The sequence below is a fragment of the Microbulbifer maximicatervae (SeqCode) genome (assembly GCF_052467825.1).
The window spans coordinates 3453702-3479091 of record NZ_CP174327.1 but is presented as its reverse complement, the minus strand read 5'-3'; the positions used below and the strand labels follow the sequence as shown (position 1 = coordinate 3479091).

The window sequence follows — 25390 nt, the reverse complement described above, 5'->3', positions numbered from 1 at the left end:
GGTAGGAAACTATTAAACGGGCGGGTATTTATGCCGGCATCAGGAGAATAACCGACAAATTTATGGGGAAAAGAACAAAAAAGCCGACGAAGAGCGCCGGCTTATGTGTCACTAAATATTATCTGACATCCAGTAAATGCCTGGCAATAATCAGGCGCTGGATCTCACTGGTACCTTCGTAGATTGTAGTGATTCTCACATCCCGACTCATACGTTCGAGTGGATATTCACGGGTATAGCCCACACCACCGTGCATTTGCAGAGCTAGATAACATGCCTCGTTAGCCTTCTCACTAGCGAACAGTTTGCCCATTGAAGCGGCAGGGCCAAACGGCATTCCGGCATCTTTCTGCCAAGCGGCTTGCAGCAATAGGAGTCGCGCACCTTCCATCTCAGTATATTTATCGGCAAGCTGCCATTGCAGCCCCTGGAACTCCGCCAGTTTTTTACCAAACTGCTCCCGCTCATGCAGATAGGCCCGGGCACAATCCAAAGCTTCAAAGCCGATACCCAGCGCCAGGGAGCCAATACCGATTCGGCCTCCTGCAAGTTCACCTGCAGCAATGCGAAAGCCGCGATTTTCTTCACCTAAAAGATGGGAGGCAGGAATACGGCAATTGTCGAAAGAAACCTCATTGGTAACAGAGGCTTTCTGTCCCATTTTTTCTTCGGCCTTGCCAATCACCAGGCCAGGTGTGCCAGCTTCAACCAAGAAGCAGGAAATACCTTTGCCTTTAGGCGCGGAAGAATCTGTCACCGCCCAAACAACAAAAATACCGGCAAATTCGGCGCTACTAATAAAGAGCTTACTGCCATTGAGAACGTATTCATCACCCTGCTTTTCCGCGCGGGTGCGCATAGAGGCCGCATCCGAACCGGAACCGGGCTCGGTGAGACAGAAAGAACCCGCAGGGTATTCTCCACTACAGATTTTGGGGAGGTATTTTTGGCGCTGCTCTTCCGAACCTACCGCCTGAATAACCTCTGCCACCATGTTGGTTACGGAGGTGGTCGTTGCAACAGAGGCACAGCCCCGCGCCAGCTCGGCGATCGCCAGGGAGAATGCGACAGTACCAGCACCAGTACCGCCGTAATTGGGATCAATATTGATTCCCATAAAGCCCAGCTCTGCCAATTGCTTGAGCTTTTCCAACAAGAGCTCTCGATTACCGGTCTTGTCGAGTTCGGCAGCAATGGGTTTCAGTTCACTGTCAGCAAATTGCTTTGCCGCATCCTGAATCATCTGCTGTTCTTCGCTCAGTGAAAAATCCATACAGTACCTACTTATAGTTATTACGGACAAATCACACGGCACCCACCTTGGTACCGCATCGCTATGCCGAGCATAATAAAAACCGCGCCGACAATGGTTGCCAATTCCATCTGTTCATCCATGAAATCAGCAATCAATCCCTATGATTGAGGCCTGAGGAGAGAATTCAGATTCCTACCCAGGTTCATAAAAAAGCCAACCAGCAAAATCGCTACAGTTCTTTCACTCCGCACAGGATATTTGACTGCGCTCAATTAGCGCCGCGAACCTTTCACACTGGGTTCTGGGTCCGGTACCGCTACAGCGGTATCAGTCTTCACTTCCTCCATCACCACATAGGTGTGGGTTTCCCGTACTCCCGGTACGGATGCCAGCTTTTCACCGAGGAAGCGACGATAACCCAGCATATCCTTAATACGAATTTTCACCAGGTAATCAAAACCACCGGCAACCATATGGCACTCCTGGACCTCCTCCAGTCCAGCCACATGCTCATTAAAGGCTTCCAATGCTTCAGTTGCCGTATTGTTCAGGGTCACCTGGATATAGACCACCAGGCCCGCATGAACTTTGAGCGGGTCGAGTAGCGCTACATAGTCGCGAATAAATCCTTCCCTTTCGAGCCGCTTGACTCGCTCCAGGCAAGGGGTGGGACTAAGGTTAACCCGGCGCGCCAATTCCACATTCGGCAAGCGGCCGTGACGTTGCAGAATTCGCAGTATTTGGCGATCAATACGATCAAGATCTTCCAACTGTCGAGACATTACAAAATACCCTACTGGTAATCACGCAATTAGGCGTGATATTTAACCACAACTCGCGACATTATGGCGATTAATTCTAACGATTTTCGCACATAATCCGGTTTTTTATTCTGACCCTAGATATAGAGCTTGGGAGACGATATGTCGACAAACTTCGCCGGAGACCTCCAGAATGCCCGAGACCGGGCACGCGAGTATTTGCACGCCGACGAAAACCTCTGCGTGAGCGAGCTGCTGGCTGCGCCACGCCCCAGCGACGAGATGCGCAAGAAAATTCTGAACACCTCGCGCGCACTGGTTCATCATTCGCGACAGCAGCGCAGCAAGCGCGGAACGCTGGACGCTTTCCTTCAGCAATTCGGCCTTTCCAATAAGGAAGGGGTTGCATTGATGTGTCTGGCAGAGTCCCTGCTCCGGGTACCAGACGCCGATACTGCCGACAAACTAATCGCCGAGAAAGTGCATTCCGGCAACTGGTCCAGCCATCGTGGCCAGTCCGACTCCCTGTTTGTGAACGCCTCAACCTGGGGCCTGATGCTCACCGGCAGCGTGGTGGAGCTGGACCCAGATATCACCGAGCGTCCCTCCCACTGGATGAAACGCCTGGTTAGCCGTATCGGCGAGCCCATGGTGCGCACCTCCATGATGCAGGCCATGAAAATTATGGGTGGCCAGTACGTACTCGGCCGCACCATCAAGGAAGCCCTGAAACGCGGCCCCAAAGAAAACCTCCCGGGCACCCGCTTTTCGTTCGACATGCTGGGCGAAGGCGCCCGCACCATGGCCGACGCCCACCGCTACTTCGATGCCTATATGATGGCTATCGAAGAGATCGGCAAAGACAACACCCAGCGGGATGTGGTTGAGGCCAACGGTATTTCCATCAAGCTTTCTGCCCTGCACCCCCGCTACAGTGTGCTGCAGCGGGATCGCGTAATGGACGAATTGCTGCCCCAGGTGAAGCGTCTTTGTGTCGCCGCAGCCCAATACGATATGGGCCTGAATATCGATGCAGAAGAGGCAGACCGCCTGGATATCTCGCTGGATATCTTCGAGGCCCTCGCCCGCGACCCCGAAATTAAAGACTGGCAAGGATTGGGCTTTGTACTCCAGGCCTACCAAAAGCGCGCCCCCCATGTCGCCGACTGGCTGATTGCCCTGGGCCGCGATACCGGCCGCAAACTGATGGTGCGCCTGGTTAAAGGCGCTTACTGGGATAGTGAAATCAAACACTCCCAGCAGATGGGCCTGCCGGACTACCCGGTGTACACGCGCAAATGCCACACCGATCTGTCATATCAGGTCTGTGCGAAAAAACTGTTGGAAGCTGGCGATGCAATCTATCCGCAATTTGCCACCCACAACGCCTACACCGTCGGGCTGATTCTTGAGTTAGCCAATGGCCGCACCGACTTTGAATTCCAGCGCCTGCACGGCATGGGCCACTTGCTGTACGCACAAATTGAAGCGGTACACGGCAAGCGTGTGCCCGTGCGCGTCTACGCACCCGTGGGGGCACATCGTGACTTACTGCCCTACCTGGTTCGTCGCCTGCTGGAAAACGGAGCTAATAGCTCCTTTGTTAACCGCTTTATGGACGAGGCAACGCCGGTTGAAGCCCTGGTCCAGGATACCCTGGAACAAAGCGAAGCCTGCAACCCCTACCGTCACCCGCAAATTCCTGTTCCGGAGAATATTTATATGGGCGCAGAAGCCCTGCCACGGAAAAACTCACACGGCATCGAACTGACTGACCCACTCTCCGTTGATCCCCTGCTGAAAGAGCTTGAACAGCAACGCGAAAAGCACTTCCTCGGTGGCCCTATCATCAACGGCACCATGGGCGAAGCGGAAGAACCGGTTTACAACCCGGCAACCGGCGAAAAAATTGGACACACCGCGAATACTGATAAGCACCTTATTGAGCAGGCTTATGCCTCCGCCACTGAGGCGCAGATCGACTGGGATCGCCAGGGCGGAAAACACCGCGCGGATATTCTCGACAGAATTGCTGATCTCTACGAAGATAAAGCCAATGAACTGGCTGCAATTATTTGCATTGAAGCGGGCCGCACCCTAAATGATGGCATTAGTGAAGTGCGCGAAGCTATCGACTTCTGCCGCTACTACGCCAACGGCGCACGCCAGCATTTCAGTGAGCCCACCGAACTACCAGGCCCTACCGGTGAACAAAATCAGCTGTATTTGAGTGGCCGTGGCACCTTCGTATGCATCAGCCCTTGGAACTTCCCCCTGGCAATCTTTACCGGCCAGGTAGTTGCCGCACTCGCCGCCGGTAATGCCGTACTGGCCAAACCCGCAGAGCAAACCCCCATCATCGCTGCACACGCCGTGCGCTTGATGCTCGATGCCGGCGTGCCGCCAAAAGTACTGCACTTGATCACAGGTACCGGTGCCGCAGTGGGCAAACTGCTAATCGAAGATCCCCGACTGGGCGGCGTAGCCTTCACCGGCTCCACCGAAACCGCACGCCTGATCAACCAGCAGCTGGCAGCGAAAGAAGGTCCGATTGTACCGCTGATCGCCGAAACCGGCGGCCAGAATGTCATGGTCGTAGACTCCACCGCCCTGCCCGAACAGGTAGTAGACGATGTAATTCAATCTGCCTTCCTCAGTGCCGGTCAGCGCTGTTCCGCTCTGCGTATACTGTGTGTACAGGATGTCATCGCCGATAACCTGCTGAATATGCTGAAAGGCGCGTGTGAAGAACTGACCCTCGGCGATCCCGGTAAACTGGATACCGATATCGGTCCGGTTATCGACGAAAGAGCCCTCGGCATGCTGGAATCCCATCGCGAGCGCATGGCTAAAGAAGCCAAGCTGCTATTTGCATTTGAGGAAGCGAAGAAGCCCAGCAATGGCACCTTCTTCGGCCCGCAGGTAGTAGAGATTGAAGATTTCTCCGTGCTCAAGCGCGAGACTTTCGGACCTTTCCTACATGTAGTTCGCTTCAAGGCAGACGAGCTGGAAGACGTAATCCGCCGCATTAATGCCACCGGCTACGGCCTTACCTTCGGACTGCACTCCCGCATCGAAGGCCGCGCCCACGCGGTATTCAAGCGTATCAACGTCGGCAACTGCTATGTAAACCGCGATATGGTTGGTGCAGTAGTAGGTGTTAACCCCTTCGGCGGCCACGGCCTATCCGGCACCGGCCCCAAAGCCGGTGGCCCGCACTACCTATTCCGTTTCGCCAGCGAAAAAACCAAAACTATTAACACTGTTGCCACCGGCGGTAACACTGCACTGTTTACATTGGGGCAATAAGCTCCCATAAAACAACGAGAGAGCGGGCTTTTAGCCCGCTTTTTTGTGGAGAAACATTTCGCTAACCACCCACAAAGTACCAACTCCAAGCTTCCCTTCCCCGTAAATTTTTCAGCCCCTGTAAATTAATCGGATGAATCAAAGCAATTACTTCAATTTCAACCGCAGCCTTTTGCAGCAACAAGCCATGTATTTTCTTTAACAGCCCCACATAAGGTATAGTTGGCCAACTCTATAAAAATAGAATGGATTCAATGAAAAATACAATAGCTGTAATAATAATAGGCTTAGTCGCCGGATACTTAGGCCCGTTAATTACAGAATATTCTGCAGCCATCGCTATACCCGAAGCTTTCAGAGCACTCCTTTCAGATGGAGGGGCTGTCCTTTGGGAAATTTTTGTTGTCCATTTACTAGGATATGGACTAATTGTTTTCACACTCATTTTCTTAGCATCTAGGCTGATAAAACTGCATCCATGGGCAACTGCAGCAATTGCCATTATTGCCTGCGAAGCCACTCTGTATTTTTTCCACACCAGTGAATACACACTTTACCTGCCTCATATCGTAGCTCTGGCATTTTGCGCATTCTTAAGCGCAACGCTCTCTAGAAAGAGCGTAAATATATCACCTGCCGCTTAATTACCTCTCGAGTTAAGATTAATAGAAGTTAAAGAATTTTTGATCGGCGACCTGTTCAAACTCCAGCTAGATGGTGTCTTATTTTTAAAATAGAATTTGATAAATAAGACACCCTGTTTTGAATGGCTAGCTTGGTACTAGTACCAACAAAAAAAGCTAAATAAATTTACCTTTACGACCATTTACTACCATAGAAACCTTCCTAAACCTGTTAAATATAAAATCCCTAAGGACATATAAAAACAGATCAGATTAAACTATCAGCTACGACAATCCAGCATCTTCGATTCAGGAACCACAAACTCTTCACACATCACAATGCCGACAATCGTGACTGTATTGGTAGAAAATACAAAGCCCAATGACAAAACTGGTTAACCAGCGGGTAACATGAAACTGTTTCCCTTGCAGAAAGACTTTTACGCCGCCAAAGGGACAGTTCTTGTCTTGACGCGCCACCGCAGGTGGGAGAAGCTAAGGCCACTCTGGGCAATAAAAACCCTGTCCCAGTATAAAAATGAAGTTTCATGTACACCGATTTTGGGGAGTCTCAATGCGCTCGCTGATACTGATGTGGTTGCTGTCCTTCTTTTTGATTGCCTGTGGTAGTGAACCGAAAACTCACACAGAAAATTTAAATACCGAGATCAAACCCGCCTCCAAGGCAACTATTTCCCACAATAGATCCCTGGCAAAACAACTCCCCTTCGGCGATGAAACTGATTTTCTGCTGGCTAAACGAGGCTTTATTGAATCTATTCCCGGCGCCCAAGTGAAAAATACCGAAGGTCGGGAAGTCTATGGCCTATCCCAGATGCAATTTTTACAAGGCACCCCTCCTGATACCGTCAATCCCAGCCTTTGGCGTCAGGCCCAGCTCAACGTCCTGAATAACGGCCTATTCAAAGTGGTAGATGGTATCTATCAGGTGCGCTCGCTGGATCTGGCCAATATGACTCTGGTGCAAGGAGAAAGCGGCTGGATTGTTATCGACCCTCTCACTTCTGCGGAGACTGCAGCTGCAGCTCTTGCGCTGGCCAACAAGGCACTAGGAGAGCAACCGGTAAGTGCCGTTATTTTTACCCATAGCCACGCAGACCATTTCGCCGGAATAACTGGAGTTCTGACTAAAGAACAGCTCGCGAGCGGTTCTATCGACATTATTGCACCAGAGGGTTTTGCTGAGGAGGCGATTAGCGAGAATGTGCGCACCGGGAATGTGATGCAGCGCCGTGCGTTATACCAATTTGGAAATTTGCTGCCCTCCAGTCCGGAGGGTTTTGTCTCATCCGGCTTAGGCAACCGGGTATCAGATGGTGAGCACGGAATAGCTACACCAACAATAGAGATTACTGAAACCGGTGCAGAGATGACAGTTGATGGAGTGGACATCGTCTTCATTAACACACCCGGGGCCGAAGCACCCGCAGAGATTGTGTTTTTCTTCCCTCAATTTAACGCACTTTGTATGAGTGAGATTGCCAACCATACACTGCATAATATTTACACTCTGCGTGGTGCGAAAACCCGCGATGCCAAGGCCTGGAGTCGCTATATTGAGTACGCCATGGAGAAATTTGGCGATAAGACCGAGGTGGTTTTCAGCAGCCACCACTGGCCCACCTGGGGCAAAGATGAAGCAATGGATTACCTGGCTAAGCAGAGGGATCTTTATAAGTACATCCACGACCAAACTCTGCGCCTAGCTAACCACGGTTACGATATGGTCGAAGTCGCAGAGCTCCTTGAGCTGCCCGAGAACCTCTCTCAGGCTTGGGCCAATCGAGGGTACTACGGCACTATCAATGTTGGGGCCAAGGCAGTTTACAATCGCTATCTGGGTTATTTCGATGGCAACCCAGCAAACCTCCACCCTATTCCTCAGGAAGAAGCTGCAGAGCACTACATCGACTACATGGGCGGGGGAGAAGCCATTATGGCTCGGGCCCGACAGGATTTTGCCCAGGGCAATTATCGCTGGGTAGCCATGGTGCTAAAGCACTTGGTTTTCGCTGAACCTGAGAACGAGCAAGCCCGTTATCTATTGGCTGATAGCTTGGAGCAACTCGGCTACCAGGCAGAATCTGGTATCTGGCGCAACTTTTATCTCTCCGGAGCCAAGGAATTACGCCATGGTATCGAATACCGTGAAGAAATACTGCCCGATGAAGAAATAGTAGCGCGAGTCCCTCTCCAGCTGCTTTTCGACGCGATGGCGGTGCGCCTTAATGGTGAGAAAGCGGCAGATGCAGATATCCGCTTAAATATCGATATGACCGACACTGGAGAAAAGTACTTAGTCGTAGTACAAAATGGGGTACTGCACGGCTACCCCGGCCGACACAGTAGCCAGCCCTCTGCCAGCCTCGCTCTGAACAGTACCGACTTACGTATGATGTTTAGCGGGTTAGTAGGCGCCCCTACTCTAATCAAAGATGGTAGACTCAAGGTGAGCGGAAATCCTTTGGCACTAATAAAATTTGGGCGTTTATTTGATAAATTTGATCGTAATTTTAGCCTTGTTACACCTTAAAAAGATCTTTCGGACTGTTCTTTTGATAATTTTTAATAAATCTATTCATCCACCTTGAAGAACTACTCATAGAAGCCTCACGGGGCTAATTCTCTATAGAAACAATTTTCCTTGTAATAAAGTGTTTCTGTAACTTTCTTCACCTCAACCTTATCAAAGAGATTTAGCTCAAAATACTGTTATGGATCAAAAGCCAGCGAATACGGAGTGAACAGATAACTTTCCTCAACATTTAACTTTTTCTTGGTGAAGTAAGCCCTCATCTCAATTCCAAATAACTCGAAAACCAAATACCCCAAAAATCATCCCGCATGAATTCTCGATGTTTATCTGGAACCTCAACTTTATTCGTACTGAACATTGTTCTCTAAGCACTAGTTTTCCAAACATCTACTAGCGGGCTCTTTTTAGCCTCACATAAAAAAACAGAGGCAATATAGCGACAAAAGCATTAACTCTTATCCTCTATCGCACCGCCAAATAGGATAATTAGCACTAAAATAGATGGTTTTGAAAAACAGCAGACAAGATCAAACTATGAACAAAATCTCTTATAACTATCAAACGATTATAGGCTTGACGGAAATACTTTGAGTTCCCCTACAATAAATACAGTATCACACCCCTATCCCCCCTGAGTATTTTAACCTACTAGTCGAAGTTAACCTTGCAATTGCAGACCCCACTGAAATATAAATATTCTATTTATACAAATCACTCATAGCTGAAGGAATAACTTTTTATCATAGAAGAACATTTAACCCGGACTACCGCTTATATTTTAAATCAATCTTCCACTTGGATACCCCCATTACACCCCTGCCTTAGATTTCGACATCATCTTTTAAGCTTATCAAAAGCACCCTAAGGGTGAAAAATTACAAGTACAATCCCTAGCAACTGTAATGTGAATTCAACCCGCAACCCTGTAACAGCTCTCTAAGTTAGATAGTATTAGTTAGCTGGACCTTTATGCATCCCTTAGGTACTCCCATGTGTTACTTGAACTTTACCTGTAGTGATCGATATAAACTTATGTGGCCCAATATTCGACATAATCAAATTATTTTCTTCTATAGTCTAGGTACCATTTTGCATCCAAAAAAAAAGCAACCCACATATATGAACCATCTTTATTTAGAATTATCGTAACTTTTTGGGGGCCACACTTCCTGTCACCTCCTACACATAAAAGTACCAAGCACCATTGAGCTCAGCAACCTCAAAGGCATTAGCCGTAGATGAAACAGAAGCAATAAGACATGCTAGAACGAGCTTTTTCATTATTTCTCTCTTTTAATTTAAAACATCCGAATTTTATGAGTTTCACCCACATACACCAAAAAATAGCAAGCGCAAATCTGCATAAAGAGTGGCTCAACAAATATACCAAGTACGCAACTCTTTAGTTTCTGAAAACTATATTATATTTATCCTAGCAATTTAAACATACCTAGCATAAATTGGACGGGAACCTGTAACCAGATTAAATCTCTCAGTAAACACCCCACCTAAATACTTTAATAGCTTTCAAATTATCAAGAGAAAAAGCAAGCTCTACCGGCGCCTCACTATCGCTGCCCAGTAACATTTTGGTCGCTAACTTTCGTAATAAAGTAATAATATCTGGATTACTTTGTTCTGCTGCACAATGTACTGGGGCAAATCTAGACTCCCCAACTTGAAAAAATATGCAAAGGGGCATATATCCATTTCTATACCTAACAGAATCTATATTATGCCCAGCAAAGTACGGCGCAGCCTCCACCTCTCTAAAAATTTCTGAAACCCTACTCACAGTATAAATATTATACTAACCATATTAGGTCTTAAGGTGCTATCTTTTTCATGGTAATCAAACTACTAGCAAGCGTGGAATAACAAGTCCAAGAACTCGTTCGATCGCGATTTCATACTCGACATGAAACTACAACCGTTACTTGGCAAATCTAACTTTAGGCATTTTATAATAGTGCAGCACTGACAAAATTGTACCAACTGGTATATTTAACAAAGAAAATGCCGCAAATATATGAAGGGGGATTTGGCACCAGGATTTTCTCCGGAAATAACCAATAATACAGAATGCTTCAACCCCAAAAAACAGGGTAACAAAACCAGCAATCATCACATTGGCTGCAGTAATATTTCCCTTGGCACTAATCAACCCAACCACAAAGATCATAATAAAAATAACATCTCCAGCAAGCCTTAATCCCCACACAAAATTTAATGTCTGGATTGCCCTGGACTCTTCTATTTGCCGTCGCGACTCAGCCAACCTCTCCGACAGAGATAAATCCTTATATGACTTCGTCGATTCCAATTCAGAATCGGGGGGACTATAAATTGACTCTTCCATTTTTAAACCTACTTATATACAAGTTCCTGATACACACGCCTTACATAAGATCAGCAGCTTCCTAAGCCTGTGATACTTCAAACACTACCAGCCTAAAGTGCCGTAGCCGGATCTTTGATTTATTCTACATATTTTTTATTATATTTACGAATCAGCGCAAATGCCAACTTAGATTTATTAGAGATACTTTTTAACAATCGAAACTCCTCAAAAACCAAAACTTCGGCAGCCTGAAAAGCTAACCATTTTTTCTTTACCTCATCGATATTTCCTGATATCAATACTCTGCAAGATATCATTATACTTTACCGCGCCAGATGAAGCATAGTTTTCGTTCAACTTTCAGCAATCTTAACTTCTGCGAATAGGTGCTTCTTAGTTTCGGATAATAATTGCAATTGGTATGGGAGACGCCCCTCGACGATCAGCTGAGAGCTGTGACGCAATACAGGTTTGCAAGGAGACCGACGCAAGCTCTCGGAGTTAAGGCGCAGGCAAGCTTACAAGGCACACAGAGTGACTGGTAGCCTCCTGCAATAAATATAAACACTAATTTGGAAGAAATATACGGATGAATCGCCACATCATAAGACGATATATCACTAATTTATTTAGATCAGGCAAATGGTGGAGATTTATGCAAGCACCTTAGGATTACATAAAAACCCTATCGCAAATGTTACGGCAAGCATGATCGACGTAGAAATTTAAAAAACTAGAATAGGTAATCAGGCAGCTACTGCTGATCGGGTGAATCGGGAAGGTGGTAACGTTATAGGCAGGGGCCGTGACTAAACTTTGCTAGCAATATTGATATCAAGACGTTTTTTACTGTTATTGTCAGATTGACAAGAAAAAGATCAAATTTATTGATTGAAGTGACGGTTAGCTACATAGTGTAGCCTCAAAAATAAAATCAAAAAATTACCTTAGATAATAATTTTGAATTTATTGATCATAAACGATTAGAGATAGCTAAGAAACTGATGGTTATTTTTCTCACAAATATTTGCGCTGAGACAAAGGGATTAATAAAAATACTAACGGTGTCATTAGAAAGCACTTCCCAAAGGATACCGACTTTACTAAAGTAACAGATGACAAGGTTCAAACTGTATTGGGTTGCCTAAATAGCAGGCTAAAAGCTAGACAAAGAAAAAGATCACCAAATAAGTTATTTATGGGACTGCAAGATGAACTGCCAGAAGCATAAAAAGAATCGTGCTTAACACTAAAAGTCAAGAGGCATAATTTACCTCAACCAAAGCTATTAATTGCGCAGATTATCTTCCGTTTCCCTTCTTATTTTTTGCTGCAAATTCCACTCAAAAATAGCATCAGTGAAAATTTTGCACTTTTCCGCTGTTATTACTGAACTATTTTTTGGGGTATCTTTGATTTCGTTAAATACATAGTATCCATTTTGCTCGCTATAAGTCCAATAACCGTACATTTCACACTCTGAATCGGAACCAGTATCGTTTTCAACCCAAAGTTTCGTATTAGATTTTATAGCCCCATCATCAGTACTGGCTCTTAACCCATCTACATTTTCTGGCACAGATGAGCACGAGAAGAGGCAAAGCAAACACAACCAAAATACACACCTAACTATCATTTGTAACTCCTAAAAAATAGATCAAAAAGATATTATTCATATGACAACAAACTAAAGCAGCAACTGCATCCCCATATTTATGCCCCTTCAAATACATTTAATATAACTGCTCAATTCCGCAATACCGATGAACTTTATTAGCGAAGTATAGCCCTACAACTGGCCTCTTTAGATAAGAAGATCAACCAAACCACTACACGACCGAAACCCAACTAATATGACTTCCCATCAAATATTTGATTGAACATGAAAACAAGACCTGCCAATTCACCTTTGGACAAAAAATCTATGCTATTTAACTTCAATACACTCGGAATATTTAAAACGAACGTAATCATACTATCAATTGTCGTTCTTAGCAAAGCTCGGAAGCAAGTGCAACAAACCTACACCATTGTTCCACTAATGATGGACACATCTAGTACTTTGCGAAAGGATTTTCTTTAACAACATAGCTATAAACTATAGACACACAATAATATTAGTTCGAGACAACCCTCTTAGATTAGTTAGTAATCCGTACTGGTCGATCAGTATAAGTTTAAGGTAAAGATACAACTCGAGAATCTATCCACGCATAATTGAACGACACTCAACAGAAGATAAAATCATCTTCTATAAAGCCTCTCGCTTCATCGATTAAATTTAGAAGGTTACCCACCAATCCGTACAAAGGGCCGCAAAGTCACTATATAATCTTACAACTTCATAGCCCGCATGCTTCCACGAACAGCATAAACTCAAGGCTTGCCTCACTTACTCCTGTCCTCATATTTAACTCCAGGAATATTTACCAACCATATAAAATAATCATATCTCACTTGATAAAATTGATGAGAGTAAGGGATTATGGCTTCACCGGTAAAATAAAAGTCAATTCTCGTGCTTTCACAAGAAATTAAAATGAATAAAGTGCAATTACTTTGAATTCACCGAAAAGCACATACACCGATAATCAATGGCTTGATGGATAATACCCAGCATTACAGAAACTTACATAATCTTGATTGATCTATGAATTCCAACTATTGTCCACACCGCATTATTAAATCATATTGGACAATGGAAATGGACAATGGAAGACATAATGGAACTTACAGCAGCAACAACGATTGCTGCAACAGATACGACAGTCAGGGATTTCAAGTCTTATCGATCATTTCGCTCTAAAATCCTTGCAGCAACACGGATTGAAGATAGTCTCGCGGTAGATTCAAAATACTACGATGAGTTACTAACTTCCTCCGGGACATTAGAGGTCTGGTCGTTGTATATGCTTCAATCACTTGAATGCATGATTGAAGCGTCTCAGACTGCACTTGAGTCTCTTGATCAACTCAAGGAGAGTCTTTCAGAAATTCTAAGGCTTGATGCGGATTCTCTTTTAATAAAGATACGCGCCAATACGGAGGTAGATGAAACATTGGCGACAGCTCTTAAAGAAGGATTAAAAAAGTATGGCACTACGGAGAAGTGGATCTTAACTCTTCAACAAGCACTTGTAAGCAGAATAGAAATTAGTGAAGAAGGAAAGCGCCTAGTTGAGGCTATTCAGGAAGGTCGACCACCGGAAAGACCACAGCTGTTTCCCGTCTTAACCTACCTTCACGACGACTCTCTTGCTTTGATTTTTTGTTTGCTTGGCGGCCTCACAATGAAGGCAATCTGCGTTGTTACTCTACTAATTGCCCTCGCACCCCACAGCCCTAGCGAACCACCGCCGCCCCCTCCACCACCACCGCCACCCCCTGAGGACTAACATAATTAACAACTCCAATAATACATCGAGATCATTGTGGTATGCAGTTAAGAATTAGAGTACAACTTAATTGCATGAGTTATCGCTAGTGGCAAGGGCGGCAGAGATAAAGCACTGAACGCCCTTGTCAGTTTCCATAAATATATCTATGATTCTATTTACAAGACAAGCCATAAATAAATCCACCTAACTGCACTGAGAGCTTTTTCAAGAACTGTTAACCAACATTCAGTAAATCATCTAATTAAACATTTACCAACTGAAAGCCAAACCTTATTAGTCTATCCATGTTTAGAATTTGGGCAGTACCGATAACTTAAGTTATTTGTCGTCTCCTAAATACCACCACAGGATACGTTCTCATTAATTTAGAAATTGTAACCATATCGACTTGAAGATCTTTTATTAGGGCTACAACTCTAGCTTTGAGTTCTACTGCATATGCAATAACACGTTATTCACTTACTATTTTAGGCGCACTCTTCTACCCTATTCAAAAAGCAAGTATCTACTCGATAAGGAGAGGCTTCAAACTCCTTTAGCATAGACGCAGCCTTGTTTCACCCTTTGGTTTGAATTGTTAGATGACATGCCTCGTATTTTCTTAGCAATAGGCTTTTCAAAAAAATGAAAAGAAATGTATGCAGCCAGTACACTTAAAGAGAAAGATAGTGTCAACTTTAGCCCAACAGATAAATCTAATTTATTTACCTGCATAATAATTGGCATGTGCAGCAAGTACAAAGAATATGAAATCTTCCCGACAAAATCGCCAAACCTATTAACTAGTAGAATATTATTATTCGGGACTAAAAACACCACACAAAAGAAAACACAACTCATTACCAGTAACACTTCGTAACTAAGCCACATTTTCTGTTTTGCATCAGAGGTAATCATTGTCAAATCAGGGTACATCAGAGGAATTAAACAAAGCGCTAATATAAACCAGTGCTTTCTAAGATACCGCGGAACTTTGAGAGATTTATAGTTCATCCCGAATATAACACCGACAAAGAAAAACGGCAAACTCCTAAGCACATTAAACTCATTGTATGGAATACCATAAACTTCACCATATATTCTCGGGAAATTTGAGAAAAACAGTAAAATCATTAAAGTGAAAATAGGGAACCTCTGAATAATTCTGAGTCAATTTGGTAATATTCACCTACCCATCAAGACTACGATGAATCATGCACCAAGTCACCTTTGCCGAAGCAGAATATAAGCTAAAGCGCCGTATAACTCGCCGAGAGAAGTTTCTTTCTCAAATGGAAACCCTCATCCCATGGCAGCGACTAGAGGCTCAGATCACTCCTTGTTACCCACAAGGCAAACTTGGCCGACAGCCATATCCATTGAGTGTCATGCTTCGTATTCATTGCATGCAACTATTTTACAATCTCAGTGATCCCGCTATGGAAGATGCACTGTATGAAATTGAATCCATGCGTAGTTTTGCTGGATTGACTTTGAGTAACCCAATTCCCGATGAAACAACGATTCTTAACTTTCGCCACTTACTGGAGCTCAATCAGCTAGGTGCAGCTCTTTTTGATGAAATCAACAAACATCTTGCTGAGAATGGCATGGTACTGCGTGAAGGCACGATTGTAGATGCCACTATTATCTCTGCGCCAACTTCAACTAAGAATGAAAAGAAAGAACGTGATCCGGAAATGCATCAAACAAAGAAAGGCAATCAGTGGCATTTTGGGATGAAAATGCATATCGGGGTTGATGATGTGCTCGGAGTAATACATAGCATAGATACAACAGCAGCGAATTCGCATGATGCCACAACTACAGAGCGAGTTCTCCACGGGGAGGAGAAAAGAATCTGGGGAGACTCTGGGTACATTGGTGCGGAGAAACGTGAAGAGTTGAAAGAGCGGGAGGCGGATTGGTATATAGCAATGAAGCCGAGCAAGCTAAAAACTCTTCCAGGGCGTGATGCACTTCGTAAAGCGGAAAAGATCAAGGCGCAGATAAGAGCGAAGGTCGAGCACCCCTTCCGCTACATCAAACGGATATTTGGCTATGACAAGGTCCGCTATCGGGGACTGCTAAAGAATACTGAGAGGCTGTGCTTACTGGCAGGCTTTACCAACTTATTAATAGGGAGAAAATACTTGGCTGCCTAGGGGTGGTTCGCCTGAAACCCGCCTATTGAGGGTTTCAGATGAAAATTAGGGGACTATTACGCGAAAATTACACATTTGTGCGTAATAAAGTGAATTTTCAAGCAGCTCAGCTTAATTCTGGAAAAATGCTTCGTTGATCAGAGGGTCCATAGATAGATAAATATAACCAGACCGATTACTAGCACATGCCCAGAAAATTATAAAAATGAAATAAAACTGTATTTCTGGTGGAATTGACCATAGAATGCTCTCTCCATACAAGAACAGCAAATGACCTAATAGCGCATTAAGATCAGGTATACTGTAAAGAGTATTGTTACCTGAAATTGATAGTAAATAAGATCCAACTACCACAACCAAGTATAAAGGTAAAACTCTTCCCATTCTCGCTAAAAAATAATATGTGACGTTGGCTTTTGTGAAGTCTTTCTCCAAATAGAGATATGACATCAAAAAGCCACTGAGCAAGAAAAACAGCATTACACCGTATGCTCCAGAACCGCCACCCAATACGCCATCAAGCCAATTCGTAATATCGCTAAAATGAGTAACAAAAACAATTAGAGCTGCTAATCCCCGCAATGTATTAAGCTTCCTAATTTCCAAAATCTACTCCTAACTAGAAAGACATTAGTCATGCCCACAAAAAGTAGACATTCTAACTATGTATATTTACGCTCATGCCCTGATGGACTTACATAGCCCAATGCAGAATTGCCCATCAATCTTATTGTATAAATTTAAATATATTCAAACACTTCAGATTTTACTTACTCTTCGCTTTTAAATGCGCCAGCATATTATATGCTTTACGAACACATAATCTACCTACGTAAACTACTGGTAAAAAATTGAACTAAAACCCAAGCTAGCAATGATACCTAAAATTAATGCTCTTGGGTAAAAGCCAACCAAATTATCTATAAATAATATTGGTGACTGATAAAGGGTAATTAAGGTCCAAGGGTATGAAAGTAATAGTATCAGAAAGCCAGGGATATTGTAGCCATTATCCCAGTGCAAATTAGCAGCTCTGAATATACATCAGGAAATGTAGTAAGAAATGCTTAATATGAATGGGATTAAGAACGCTTTTTCAATTTTGCTGCCCATGCATATAACATAACGTTGCAATAAAGAGCAGTCAAAGAGTAACGTAGGCTGTCCAACCTAGTCTCCGGCCGGGAAATCTTGCCTGGCCTAGTTATAGCTGACGCCCTCTGAACGATCTACATACTCTGCCCCTCAATTAACTGCCTGATAGCCCCCGACGCTGCTAATTTGTGGAGCCTGTTAGATCAAAATACAGCCGCTCGAACGAAACTACTGCGCTAGCTTCCAGAAAAACTCTCTGAGATGTGTGTTCAGTGGTGCTTGCAACTACAAACCATCTAAAAAATGACCACCTCAAACTGAGGCATCGCTTACAGCGCCCTGCTGACTTAAACTCTTATAAACTACACGCTTTGACTTTAAACCAAACAGATAACGAAAAATACCTATAGGCTTTACGACAAAATAACATAGCAAAATACATATAAGGGACGCACCAAGTAATAAGCTCATTGACTTTACCGCAATACTTGCATCCCATTGCACTATATAAAAGGCAAGCGCAACGATAACTGTTTGGTGCAATATATAGAATGGATAAATCAATTCATTTGCGGTATGTAGCCATTTGGGTGTTTGCTTGAAGAACGCACTTGCATACCCCACTAATACCAACAGCCCAGACCAAGAAACAAGTGTACAAACTAACCACCAAAGCTGCCAGCGTACCTCTAGTGATACATATTCGCTAATATCAGGTTTGAAGTAGTATCCATAAAATAGAATAGTGCTAAATATGAACCATTTTAGATTGATTGACCGGTTTTTAGTCACAGATTCCCATATTTTAGGACTACTCATGAAACACATACCAGCCATGAAGAACAGAAAGAAAAACAACGATACAGATAAGTTATCAATACTGTTATCTTGAGCAGGCATTAGAAGTTTAAGGCCGCACCTCAACAATAGAACTACAAGGACAAGTGAAAACAATCCATGCTTAAATAACGCTAGCCGCTCAAGTCTGATAATAAAGGCTTTACCCACTTGGCTGTCGAGCCCTGACTTAAAAGGTACGGCAAGCAACATAAACACAATAAGGAACTCGATAAACCAAAGATGATTAGATTCAAATGTCAGAGATAAATGCTGATACGCATCAATTATACTTGTGTAGTCATTTATGTTTTCGAAGTAATTTTGAGGTGGCACAATGAGTACCATGCCAACAATTAGTGGGACAAAAAGCCGATGGAACTTATTGACGATAAATGTTCTCGTATTAATCTTTTTTAGCAAAAGCAGGCTACCTACTCCAGCGATAAAAAAGAGAGTATGCAATCTTAGCTGCTCAAAATACACCATGATATCATCAAGTAACTTACTTGATTTTCCATTCATCACATGCCAACCATCCCCATTAAACGGCATGAATACATGATGTAAGAATACAGCCAAGATTAGAAAAACTCTTAACCAGTCTAATTCTGAATATCTTCTTTCTTTCATTTAACCCGAACCTTCCATTGGCTTTGGACTTTCCCACAAAAAGTAGACGCTCTAACTATGTGCATTTGCTCCCATACTCTACTGGACCCGTATAGCCTAATGCAGAGTGCCTACAAACCCCATAGTAGGAAACCTCAATGTATTCAAAAACCTCAGATTTTGGTTACTCTTCGTTTTCGAGTATTCCGGCATAGACCAACTCGACTTTTAGCCTGCTAAAGAAAGATTCCATTGCCGCATTATCCCAACAGTTAGCCTGGCGACTCATACTAGGCTTGCACTTGCTTTCGGACAAGAGATCTGGTATTTCTGCGATCGATATTGCCCCCCTGTCAGAGTGAACTATTAGTCCAGGCTTTATTTGTCGTCGCTCTAGAGCCATTTTCAGTGCTCGACGTATCAAATCATCCGCCACCTGGGAGTCGAATGCCCAACCTCAAATACGTCTAGTATACAAATCTATCACTGCTGTGAGGCTCAGCCACTGTTCCATAACCCACCTATACGTAATGTCACTGGTCCAGCGGCAATTTGGTCGATCCACATCGAAGCAACGCTTAAGTAGGTTGACGGCGACATTGATGCCCCCATCTACGGGCTGACTATATCGAAAGCCTTGCCATTTCTCGCTTCAATATGCTCCTGTTGCATAAGCTTAACGACGTAGCTCCGTGAGCACGACTCGCCTATTCTCAATTATACAGGGTGCCTACTAAACGTAGGTAAGTCTTATCTCTCATGCCTAGCAACGCTTCGCTAGCCTCCCGTCAGCGCGGATCTCTGTTTTTATTCCTCGGCAGATATGGTGCTTTCGATCCATGCTATGTAATGAGAAATCCGAACGCTATTTCCACGATCACCGTAAAATGGGCCATTATATGTACGAAGATCTTTTTCACTAGACATCCACGAAGCAAGGCCAGCAAGATACCATTTCTCATTTCCCTTAATCAGGACGGGGCTTCCACTATCGCCACTACCCGACACACCCTCGAGTGGAATAGCAGATTTTGGCGAATCGAATTTGTAGGAAATCCAACGTGCATCTACATTAGAAATGACATTATAAGCTCGGCGTAAAGTGGTTCGATGGGGAGTTTGAGGCTCCACTCCATCATAGCCATTGCCCGTCGCCCCTTTACCGATTATTTGGACAGTCTTGCCTTTCTCATCACTACCAAGAAAAAGAGAGATAGGTTCAACATCGGCAATTGGTTCTTTAAGCTTAATAAGCGCAATATCATCGGACAATGCCAAAAACTCCCTCAAATTTGATCCATCACCCGAGGCTAATGCACCTTCAACAAGAGTTGAAGGTGGCTCCTTGTATCCTGGATGTATAATTACTGTCTCCACCGTACGTGATAGGCCGTTAATCATTATCTCCTCAATACAATGCTGCATACAAGCTACATGTGCAGCTGTAACAACCCATTGAGGGTAAATTAATACACCGTGCCCTTCACTTGGAAAGTCAGCAAGCGCTGGAAAGGTAGATGCTGGAATTTGATATTTATTATCTTCAATATCATGACGAATGACTATGGCATTGGCCGCAAAAGATGCAGTAAGTATGAGCGAGAAAAAGTATGGCTTTATATTTTTCATATCCTTCATTCCAACATTTACTTCGAAACGACAGTCAATAGGCTAATGCCCTAAATACGAGTAGTGCAAAGCTAGCGGTTTACTCGTGTATTTTTGCAAGCAAAGTGACAGGTTTACACTTCCCTATGAAATTAATCTTGTATGGTTGTTCTTCCCTGATTCTGATGTTGAAAGTCCTTTTCAATGACGGATAAATTGAGTCAAACCTTCAGCGACCACCGAAAGATTTGTTTATCACAGTTCGCTGCCTAGCCAGTTCATAAAAGAGCGATAGCAAGTATGAATGTGATAAGCACCCACTAGGCATAACTCGAATAGTCATGTGGGCATCGAACCCGAATAGCAAGTCGGAGATAGCTTATCTTATAGAACCTCAAGAGATCAATGTCGACATTAATACAAGCAGTAGAGAACTCGATATTTATGTGAGGCCTACTGACCAGTACTTTAGTGCTATCAATGATAGAAGTGGCATTAAGCACCTACAATCTATTAAACCTTGAAGAGTATTAACAGAGTCTACTGGGAGACTTGGGATATAATTCGTATGTGTCTCTGACATTGCGATGTTGCCTATTGTCTCTTGCACCCCTTCGCAACCTAGTCTGTCGGACGACTCGCCAAGACTGACAAACTAGACGCTATTGACACCGCACATTTTGATGAGGATATGAAGCCTAGATTACCTGTTATAAAGCCAGGAAAATTGAATCGAAAAGAAATTGCTGAACTTGTAGATATCGCCCTGATGAACTGTGATAGCGGCAGCTTCCAGCGCAAAGGATAAAATCGAAGCGGAAGACATCGTGTACGCACGTTTCTACTTCTTTCCACTATGTCTGCTTACAATTTCATCTCAATTTTATGCCGATGTATAAGCGACTAGTCGACGCTGACAAGCCCAAAAATATCGCCCTAATTACTTACATGAGAAAGCAGCTTACAACCCTAAATACCTTGGTAAAAATAGCACCGACTGGGATGAAGGTATAGCTTAAAGGCTTGACAAGCAATCGTAATCACTTGTTATGAATTGCTACTTCCTACTGGCCTGGATAATAAGCCACTCTATATCTCCGCCACTATTGTTTATTAGACCAAACTGCCCACCCGGATGACTGAGGATCGTGTCTCCTTCTCAGACGGTTAGCGTAATTTTCCAACAGGTCTTTGGGCTCAAAATATTCGATGACGTTATTGGCCTAATTCTTTGGAACTTCCAACAACAAAATTAAAATTTTATTCACCCTATATTCCTTAACAAGGTCCCAACGGAAAACTTTAAACTGCTGCGATTGGCTATCATACCAGCGCTGCACACCACCAATGCACTGACGAGTAAAGTAACGATGATCCATAACCAATCCGGCTTGTAATTGATACCAAATTGAGACTGATAGATCAATTGAGCCGTAAGGTAAGTACCTAAAATGGCTCCCACGCTAGCAATTAAAGAAGTCAACAACCACTCAAACAGGCTTAGTTTACAGCACGCAAGGCGTGATTGACCAAAGCTGATCAGTAAAGCGTTCTTTTTACGCTCATCAGCTTCATAGCCTTTGACCGATGCACTGATCACCAGCACTGCCAACAAAATAATCATCAAACTAAATCCAGATACCAGCATAATGACCATCGATAAAGTATCATCAAAGCGTTGCGTCAATTCGCGCACCGAGATTAACCGCAATGATGGATGACGCTGCCAAAGCTCTGCCAATTGTCCCCAAGAAGTGCCCGCAAGCTCTAGACTCCCCATATAAAGAGGCGGCATTTGAAGCTGGTTCATGGTGCTTTGTGGCACATTAAACCAAAAGGTGATGGAACCTTTGCCTGGTACATATTTATGACTGGCTTTAATTTCAAAGTTCAAAGATTGCCCCGCAACTTCAAACCGCAATTGGTCGCCGAGCTTCAACCCCATATCGGTCATAACTTCTTGCTCCACCGATACTTGTTGCCAGTCAGCATCCCCTTCTTTCCAGCGTTGGCCAATCACGGTTTGGTTGTTGTTTGCTTGCTTAATACTGAAATGCAAGCGGATAGGCTTTTGTAAACTAGCCAAACTTTCGCTGGGGCCGGTGGCAAATTCCACCAAGGTCTGGCCATTGACATGGCTTAACTGTCCGTACCAAAATGGCTTTAATTGGCGAATCTCACTGCCAGTTTGCGCACTCCATTGGCGAATGTCTTGCACCTGTTGTTCATTGGCTTGGGTGATCATCAGATTACCATCGTGCTCGCGGGTATAGCTTTCCATGGTTTGGCCAATGTCTTTCATCAAACTTAAGGTGAATAGCAACAAAGTGGCACACATTCCAACACCCAGAATTTGAATGGATTTGCTGAGCAAGCGCTGTTTCATCATATAAAAACCAAAAGCCATCATGCCCGTTGCACGGCTCGTCACCGTATAGCCCAACCTCAATACCAACCAAGTCAATACCATCATCAATATCAAGGTGGCCGCCATAGCGGATAGAGTCATGGCCGTGAGCAGACCGTTGTCGGAGTAAACGAAGACCACCACAGCCACACCGGTTAACGCAAATCCATAGCGAGGCAATAAGTGATTCAGACTCGCCATTTGGCGAATCAATTGCGCCGGGGTTACTTTGACCATCACTAGCCAATTGGGAATTTGGAAAATCGCCAATAGAGCCAACAACAGCGCATAACTGCTGAATAAATCCGCCCATATCCAGGTGACTGTTAGGTCCGTAAACTGTATCTGCATTTGCTCCAAAATTAGGTATCCCGCCCCCCATGCCAAGATGGTTGCCGGAAGTAGACCTGCTATGACTGTTAGTAGCCATTGACCAAATGAAAAAGCGAACACCTGGAGTTTATTACTTCCCATGGCCAGACATACCGCCGCAAAGCGCTGTTGGGACATCAACTGACGTCGACCAGCTTGATCGATAGCAATGGCTGCCATCAAAAACAACAGTACCGATGCTAAACCCACAAAATTTTCAACACGTTGCCAAAACAAAGACAGCGGATGGCCACTGTGTTTGTCGTAAAGCTGTGCGGTCACTAGCTCAGTAGTGGCCCACTGCTTGAGGTTATTCAGCTCGCTTTCCTCCCCCGTAAGCAAATAGCGAAAGCGGATATTGTCAGCTTGTATCATTGAAAGATCATCCAGGTGCACCAATGCACGCATCGCCACGGAATGGCCTTCGAGCAGACGGTCGGGTTCATGTCGTACCAAACCTGTGAGCTTCAATTGTCCATGTCCGATGTCTAAGGATTGACCGAAGGTGAGCTGCAGCGAAGAAAACAATCGGCTATCGACCCAGATTTCACCAGATTTAGGCCCATGGCTCAGGGATTGCCCCTGTCCATTCTTATCAAATGCCACTTGCACTGTGCCTTGTACTGGATAAAGATCATCCACTGCTTTTAATTGAACCGTTTGCCAATAGTGATCATTAGTCAAAGTTACAGTCACCAGCTGGCTAACGCTCAACTGCTGCGCATACTGGTGCAACTTGCTTAGTTGTGCATCGGTTAGCGCTTGATTCTGAGAAATCACCAAATCGCTACCGAGCATTTGCTGTAAATTATTGGCTAAATAAGTTTGAATGGAACTGCTGGTTAAGCTGAGCGTTAAAATGAAAAACATCAAAGTTGCTTGAGTCCAGCGAATTAAGCGTACATCCGCTTGGTGATATTGCTGGCGGAACAATTGCCACACAAATAAAATCAACATAATGGGCCCGCCATAGCCGCAGCTTTGTTGCGCGGCTTGACCGCTAATTTGCCTTGGCTCAATTGCAGTAAAGTATCGGCCTGCTCTGCTAATTCCATCGAGTGCGTGACCAGCACCAGCCCCACCCCGCTTTGCCGACAACAATCAAACATCAATTGCGCGATATGTTGCGCTGTTTTCTCATCTAGGTTGCCCGTAGGTTCATCGGCAAAAATAAATTCTGGCTTCATGACAAAAGCACGGGCAATGGCCACCCGTTGTTGCTCACCGCCACTGAGTTGCTGTGGCTTATGATACATTCGATTAGATAACCCCACCTTGTCGAGCCATAATTCAGCTATGGATAATGCATGTTTGTCACCTTTTAGTTTTAAAGGCAGGGCGACGTTGTTTAATGCATCAAGTTCGGGCAACAGGTGAAACTGCTGAAAAATAAAACCTGAACTTTGACGCAGGTTCTTTAATAGTTGCTGCTCTCCATTATTCTGGAATTGCACCTTGCCAGAAACCGGGCGTTCAAGACCTGCCATTAACAGCAATAAGCTTGATTTGCCTGCTCCAGAGGGTCCAACAACTGCGTAAGAATGGCCGCTGAACAGCTCAATATTCAAATTCCTAAACAGGCTAATCCGCTGTTTCCCGGCGGTAAAATGATGATCAATTTGCTTTAAGTTAATGCTACTCGACATGGATAGCTTCCTGAAATAACTGGTTGAGCGGAACTTTAAAGAAGTAAAGGTGAAATGAATGTGAAATCAGTGGAAACAAGTTACTAAGTTGTCAGAGCGCGAATAAGGAGACTTTATGTTTCTCAAAATTCCTAGCGTAATGACGAAAGTCCGCAGTCTGGCAGCCGGAGGCCGTGAATTACAGCTGCTTGTTATCCATTACTACTGCTCTAGCTGTTGAGCAAGGCCTCCAAAGCCGTATAAATAGCAAAATATAAAGGCCTTTCCAGCGATATTTACTTTGCCTAATAAATACCAATCTCAAAATGGAAAAAATTCCAGTATTAACGCTCTTCAATTGAGTATACGAATGCCTTGGTTCCTTTCGGTATTTTGTGAGGTGCTTATCTGTTGAAGTCCTTGAGATCTAGTCTTTGCCACGCTAT

The 25390-nt window shown here is 44.2% G+C and carries 15 protein-coding genes; 5 read left to right on the top strand and 10 right to left on the bottom strand.

Translation table 11 applies throughout. The features are described from left to right. Positions 1-118: 118 nt before the first annotated feature. A complete protein-coding gene (locus tag ACJJII_RS15500) occupies positions 119-1273 on the bottom strand; it encodes an acyl-CoA dehydrogenase family protein (RefSeq protein WP_413665396.1) in 1155 nt (384 codons plus the stop codon). 254 nt (positions 1274-1527) lie between these two features. Continuing rightward, positions 1528-2037 (bottom strand): Lrp/AsnC ligand binding domain-containing protein, encoded by a 510-nt coding sequence (locus ACJJII_RS15495; protein ID WP_108732847.1) that lies wholly within the window; start codon positions 2035-2037, stop codon positions 1528-1530. Positions 2038-2178: 141 nt separating this feature from the next. Here ACJJII_RS15495 and putA point away from each other — a divergent pair, with 141 nt between their 5' ends. From putA to ACJJII_RS15480, 3 genes are all read left to right on the top strand, one after another. Continuing rightward, positions 2179-5325 (top strand): bifunctional proline dehydrogenase/L-glutamate gamma-semialdehyde dehydrogenase PutA, encoded by a 3147-nt coding sequence (putA, locus tag ACJJII_RS15490; protein WP_444916819.1) that lies wholly within the window; start codon positions 2179-2181, stop codon positions 5323-5325. 254 nt (positions 5326-5579) lie between these two features. Beyond that, positions 5580-5969: a hypothetical protein gene (locus tag ACJJII_RS15485; RefSeq protein WP_444916818.1), complete on the top strand. Its 390-nt coding sequence runs from the start codon at positions 5580-5582 to the stop codon at positions 5967-5969. A 553-nt stretch (positions 5970-6522) separates the two neighbouring features. Then, complete coding sequence (locus tag ACJJII_RS15480; RefSeq protein WP_444916817.1) at positions 6523-8502, top strand: alkyl/aryl-sulfatase; 1980 nt, start codon at positions 6523-6525, stop codon at positions 8500-8502. A 1936-nt stretch (positions 8503-10438) separates the two neighbouring features. Here ACJJII_RS15480 and ACJJII_RS15475 read toward each other — a convergent pair. Together ACJJII_RS15475 and ACJJII_RS15470 are read right to left on the bottom strand one after the other, a co-directional pair. Next, on the bottom strand, positions 10439-10864 hold the full coding sequence (locus ACJJII_RS15475) for a hypothetical protein (protein ID WP_444916816.1): 426 nt from the start codon (positions 10862-10864) through the stop codon (positions 10439-10441). Positions 10865-12134: 1270 nt separating this feature from the next. Further along, on the bottom strand, positions 12135-12425 hold the full coding sequence (locus ACJJII_RS15470) for a hypothetical protein (protein WP_444916815.1): 291 nt from the start codon (positions 12423-12425) through the stop codon (positions 12135-12137). A 1132-nt stretch (positions 12426-13557) separates the two neighbouring features. Between ACJJII_RS15470 and ACJJII_RS15465 the strand changes: the two genes are divergently transcribed. Beyond that, the gene (locus tag ACJJII_RS15465) at positions 13558-14241 is read left to right on the top strand and encodes a hypothetical protein (protein ID WP_444916814.1); all 684 of its coding nucleotides are present in this window, start codon (positions 13558-13560) and stop codon (positions 14239-14241) included. A gap of 528 nt (positions 14242-14769) precedes the next feature. Here the strand turns inward: ACJJII_RS15465 and ACJJII_RS15460 are convergent. Next, complete coding sequence (locus ACJJII_RS15460) at positions 14770-15357, bottom strand: acyltransferase family protein (RefSeq protein WP_444916813.1); 588 nt, start codon at positions 15355-15357, stop codon at positions 14770-14772. Between the two features lie 80 nt (positions 15358-15437). Between ACJJII_RS15460 and ACJJII_RS15455 the strand changes: the two genes are divergently transcribed. Continuing rightward, a complete protein-coding gene (locus tag ACJJII_RS15455; protein ID WP_444916812.1) occupies positions 15438-16388 on the top strand; it encodes an IS5 family transposase in 951 nt (316 codons plus the stop codon). A 111-nt stretch (positions 16389-16499) separates the two neighbouring features. On the opposite strand, the gene ACJJII_RS15450 is transcribed toward ACJJII_RS15455, so the two are convergent. The 5 genes from ACJJII_RS15450 to ACJJII_RS15430 form a co-directional block, all read right to left on the bottom strand. Further along, positions 16500-16994: an acyltransferase family protein gene (locus ACJJII_RS15450; RefSeq protein ID WP_444916811.1), complete on the bottom strand. Its 495-nt coding sequence runs from the start codon at positions 16992-16994 to the stop codon at positions 16500-16502. An 801-nt stretch (positions 16995-17795) separates the two neighbouring features. Beyond that, positions 17796-18953: an acyltransferase family protein gene (locus ACJJII_RS15445; protein WP_444916810.1), complete on the bottom strand. Its 1158-nt coding sequence runs from the start codon at positions 18951-18953 to the stop codon at positions 17796-17798. A 786-nt stretch (positions 18954-19739) separates the two neighbouring features. Then, positions 19740-20561, bottom strand: a complete 822-nt coding sequence (locus ACJJII_RS15440; protein WP_444916809.1) for a trypsin-like serine protease — start codon at positions 20559-20561, stop codon at positions 19740-19742. Positions 20562-21804: 1243 nt separating this feature from the next. After that, positions 21805-24276 carry an ABC transporter permease gene (locus ACJJII_RS15435; RefSeq protein WP_444916808.1) on the bottom strand — a complete coding sequence of 824 codons (2472 nt, stop codon included), beginning with the start codon at positions 24274-24276 and terminating at the stop codon, positions 21805-21807. Next, positions 24270-24965, bottom strand: coding sequence for an ABC transporter ATP-binding protein (locus ACJJII_RS15430; protein ID WP_444916807.1), 696 nt, complete (start codon positions 24963-24965; stop codon positions 24270-24272). The genes ACJJII_RS15435 and ACJJII_RS15430 overlap by 7 nt, the downstream gene beginning before the upstream one ends. Positions 24966-25390: the final 425 nt, after the last annotated feature.

Coding starts and splice junctions, on each gene's coding strand:
- ACJJII_RS15480 (WP_444916817.1), top strand. CDS start 6,523: ATGCGCTCGCTGATACTGATGTGGTTGCTGTCCTTCTTTTTGATTGCC.
- ACJJII_RS15460 (WP_444916813.1), bottom strand. CDS start 15,357: ATGATTTTACTGTTTTTCTCAAATTTCCCGAGAATATATGGTGAAGTT.
- ACJJII_RS15465 (WP_444916814.1), top strand. CDS start 13,558: ATGGAAGACATAATGGAACTTACAGCAGCAACAACGATTGCTGCAACA.
- ACJJII_RS15440 (WP_444916809.1), bottom strand. CDS start 20,561: ATGAAAAATATAAAGCCATACTTTTTCTCGCTCATACTTACTGCATCT.
- putA (WP_444916819.1), top strand. CDS start 2,179: ATGTCGACAAACTTCGCCGGAGACCTCCAGAATGCCCGAGACCGGGCA.
- ACJJII_RS15495 (WP_108732847.1), bottom strand. CDS start 2,037: ATGTCTCGACAGTTGGAAGATCTTGATCGTATTGATCGCCAAATACTG.
- ACJJII_RS15475 (WP_444916816.1), bottom strand. CDS start 10,864: ATGGAAGAGTCAATTTATAGTCCCCCCGATTCTGAATTGGAATCGACG.
- ACJJII_RS15430 (WP_444916807.1), bottom strand. CDS start 24,965: ATGTCGAGTAGCATTAACTTAAAGCAAATTGATCATCATTTTACCGCC.
- ACJJII_RS15485 (WP_444916818.1), top strand. CDS start 5,580: ATGAAAAATACAATAGCTGTAATAATAATAGGCTTAGTCGCCGGATAC.
- ACJJII_RS15435 (WP_444916808.1), bottom strand. CDS start 24,276: ATGTTGATTTTATTTGTGTGGCAATTGTTCCGCCAGCAATATCACCAA.
- ACJJII_RS15500 (WP_413665396.1), bottom strand. CDS start 1,273: ATGGATTTTTCACTGAGCGAAGAACAGCAGATGATTCAGGATGCGGCA.
- ACJJII_RS15455 (WP_444916812.1), top strand. CDS start 15,438: ATGCACCAAGTCACCTTTGCCGAAGCAGAATATAAGCTAAAGCGCCGT.
- ACJJII_RS15445 (WP_444916810.1), bottom strand. CDS start 18,953: ATGAAAGAAAGAAGATATTCAGAATTAGACTGGTTAAGAGTTTTTCTA.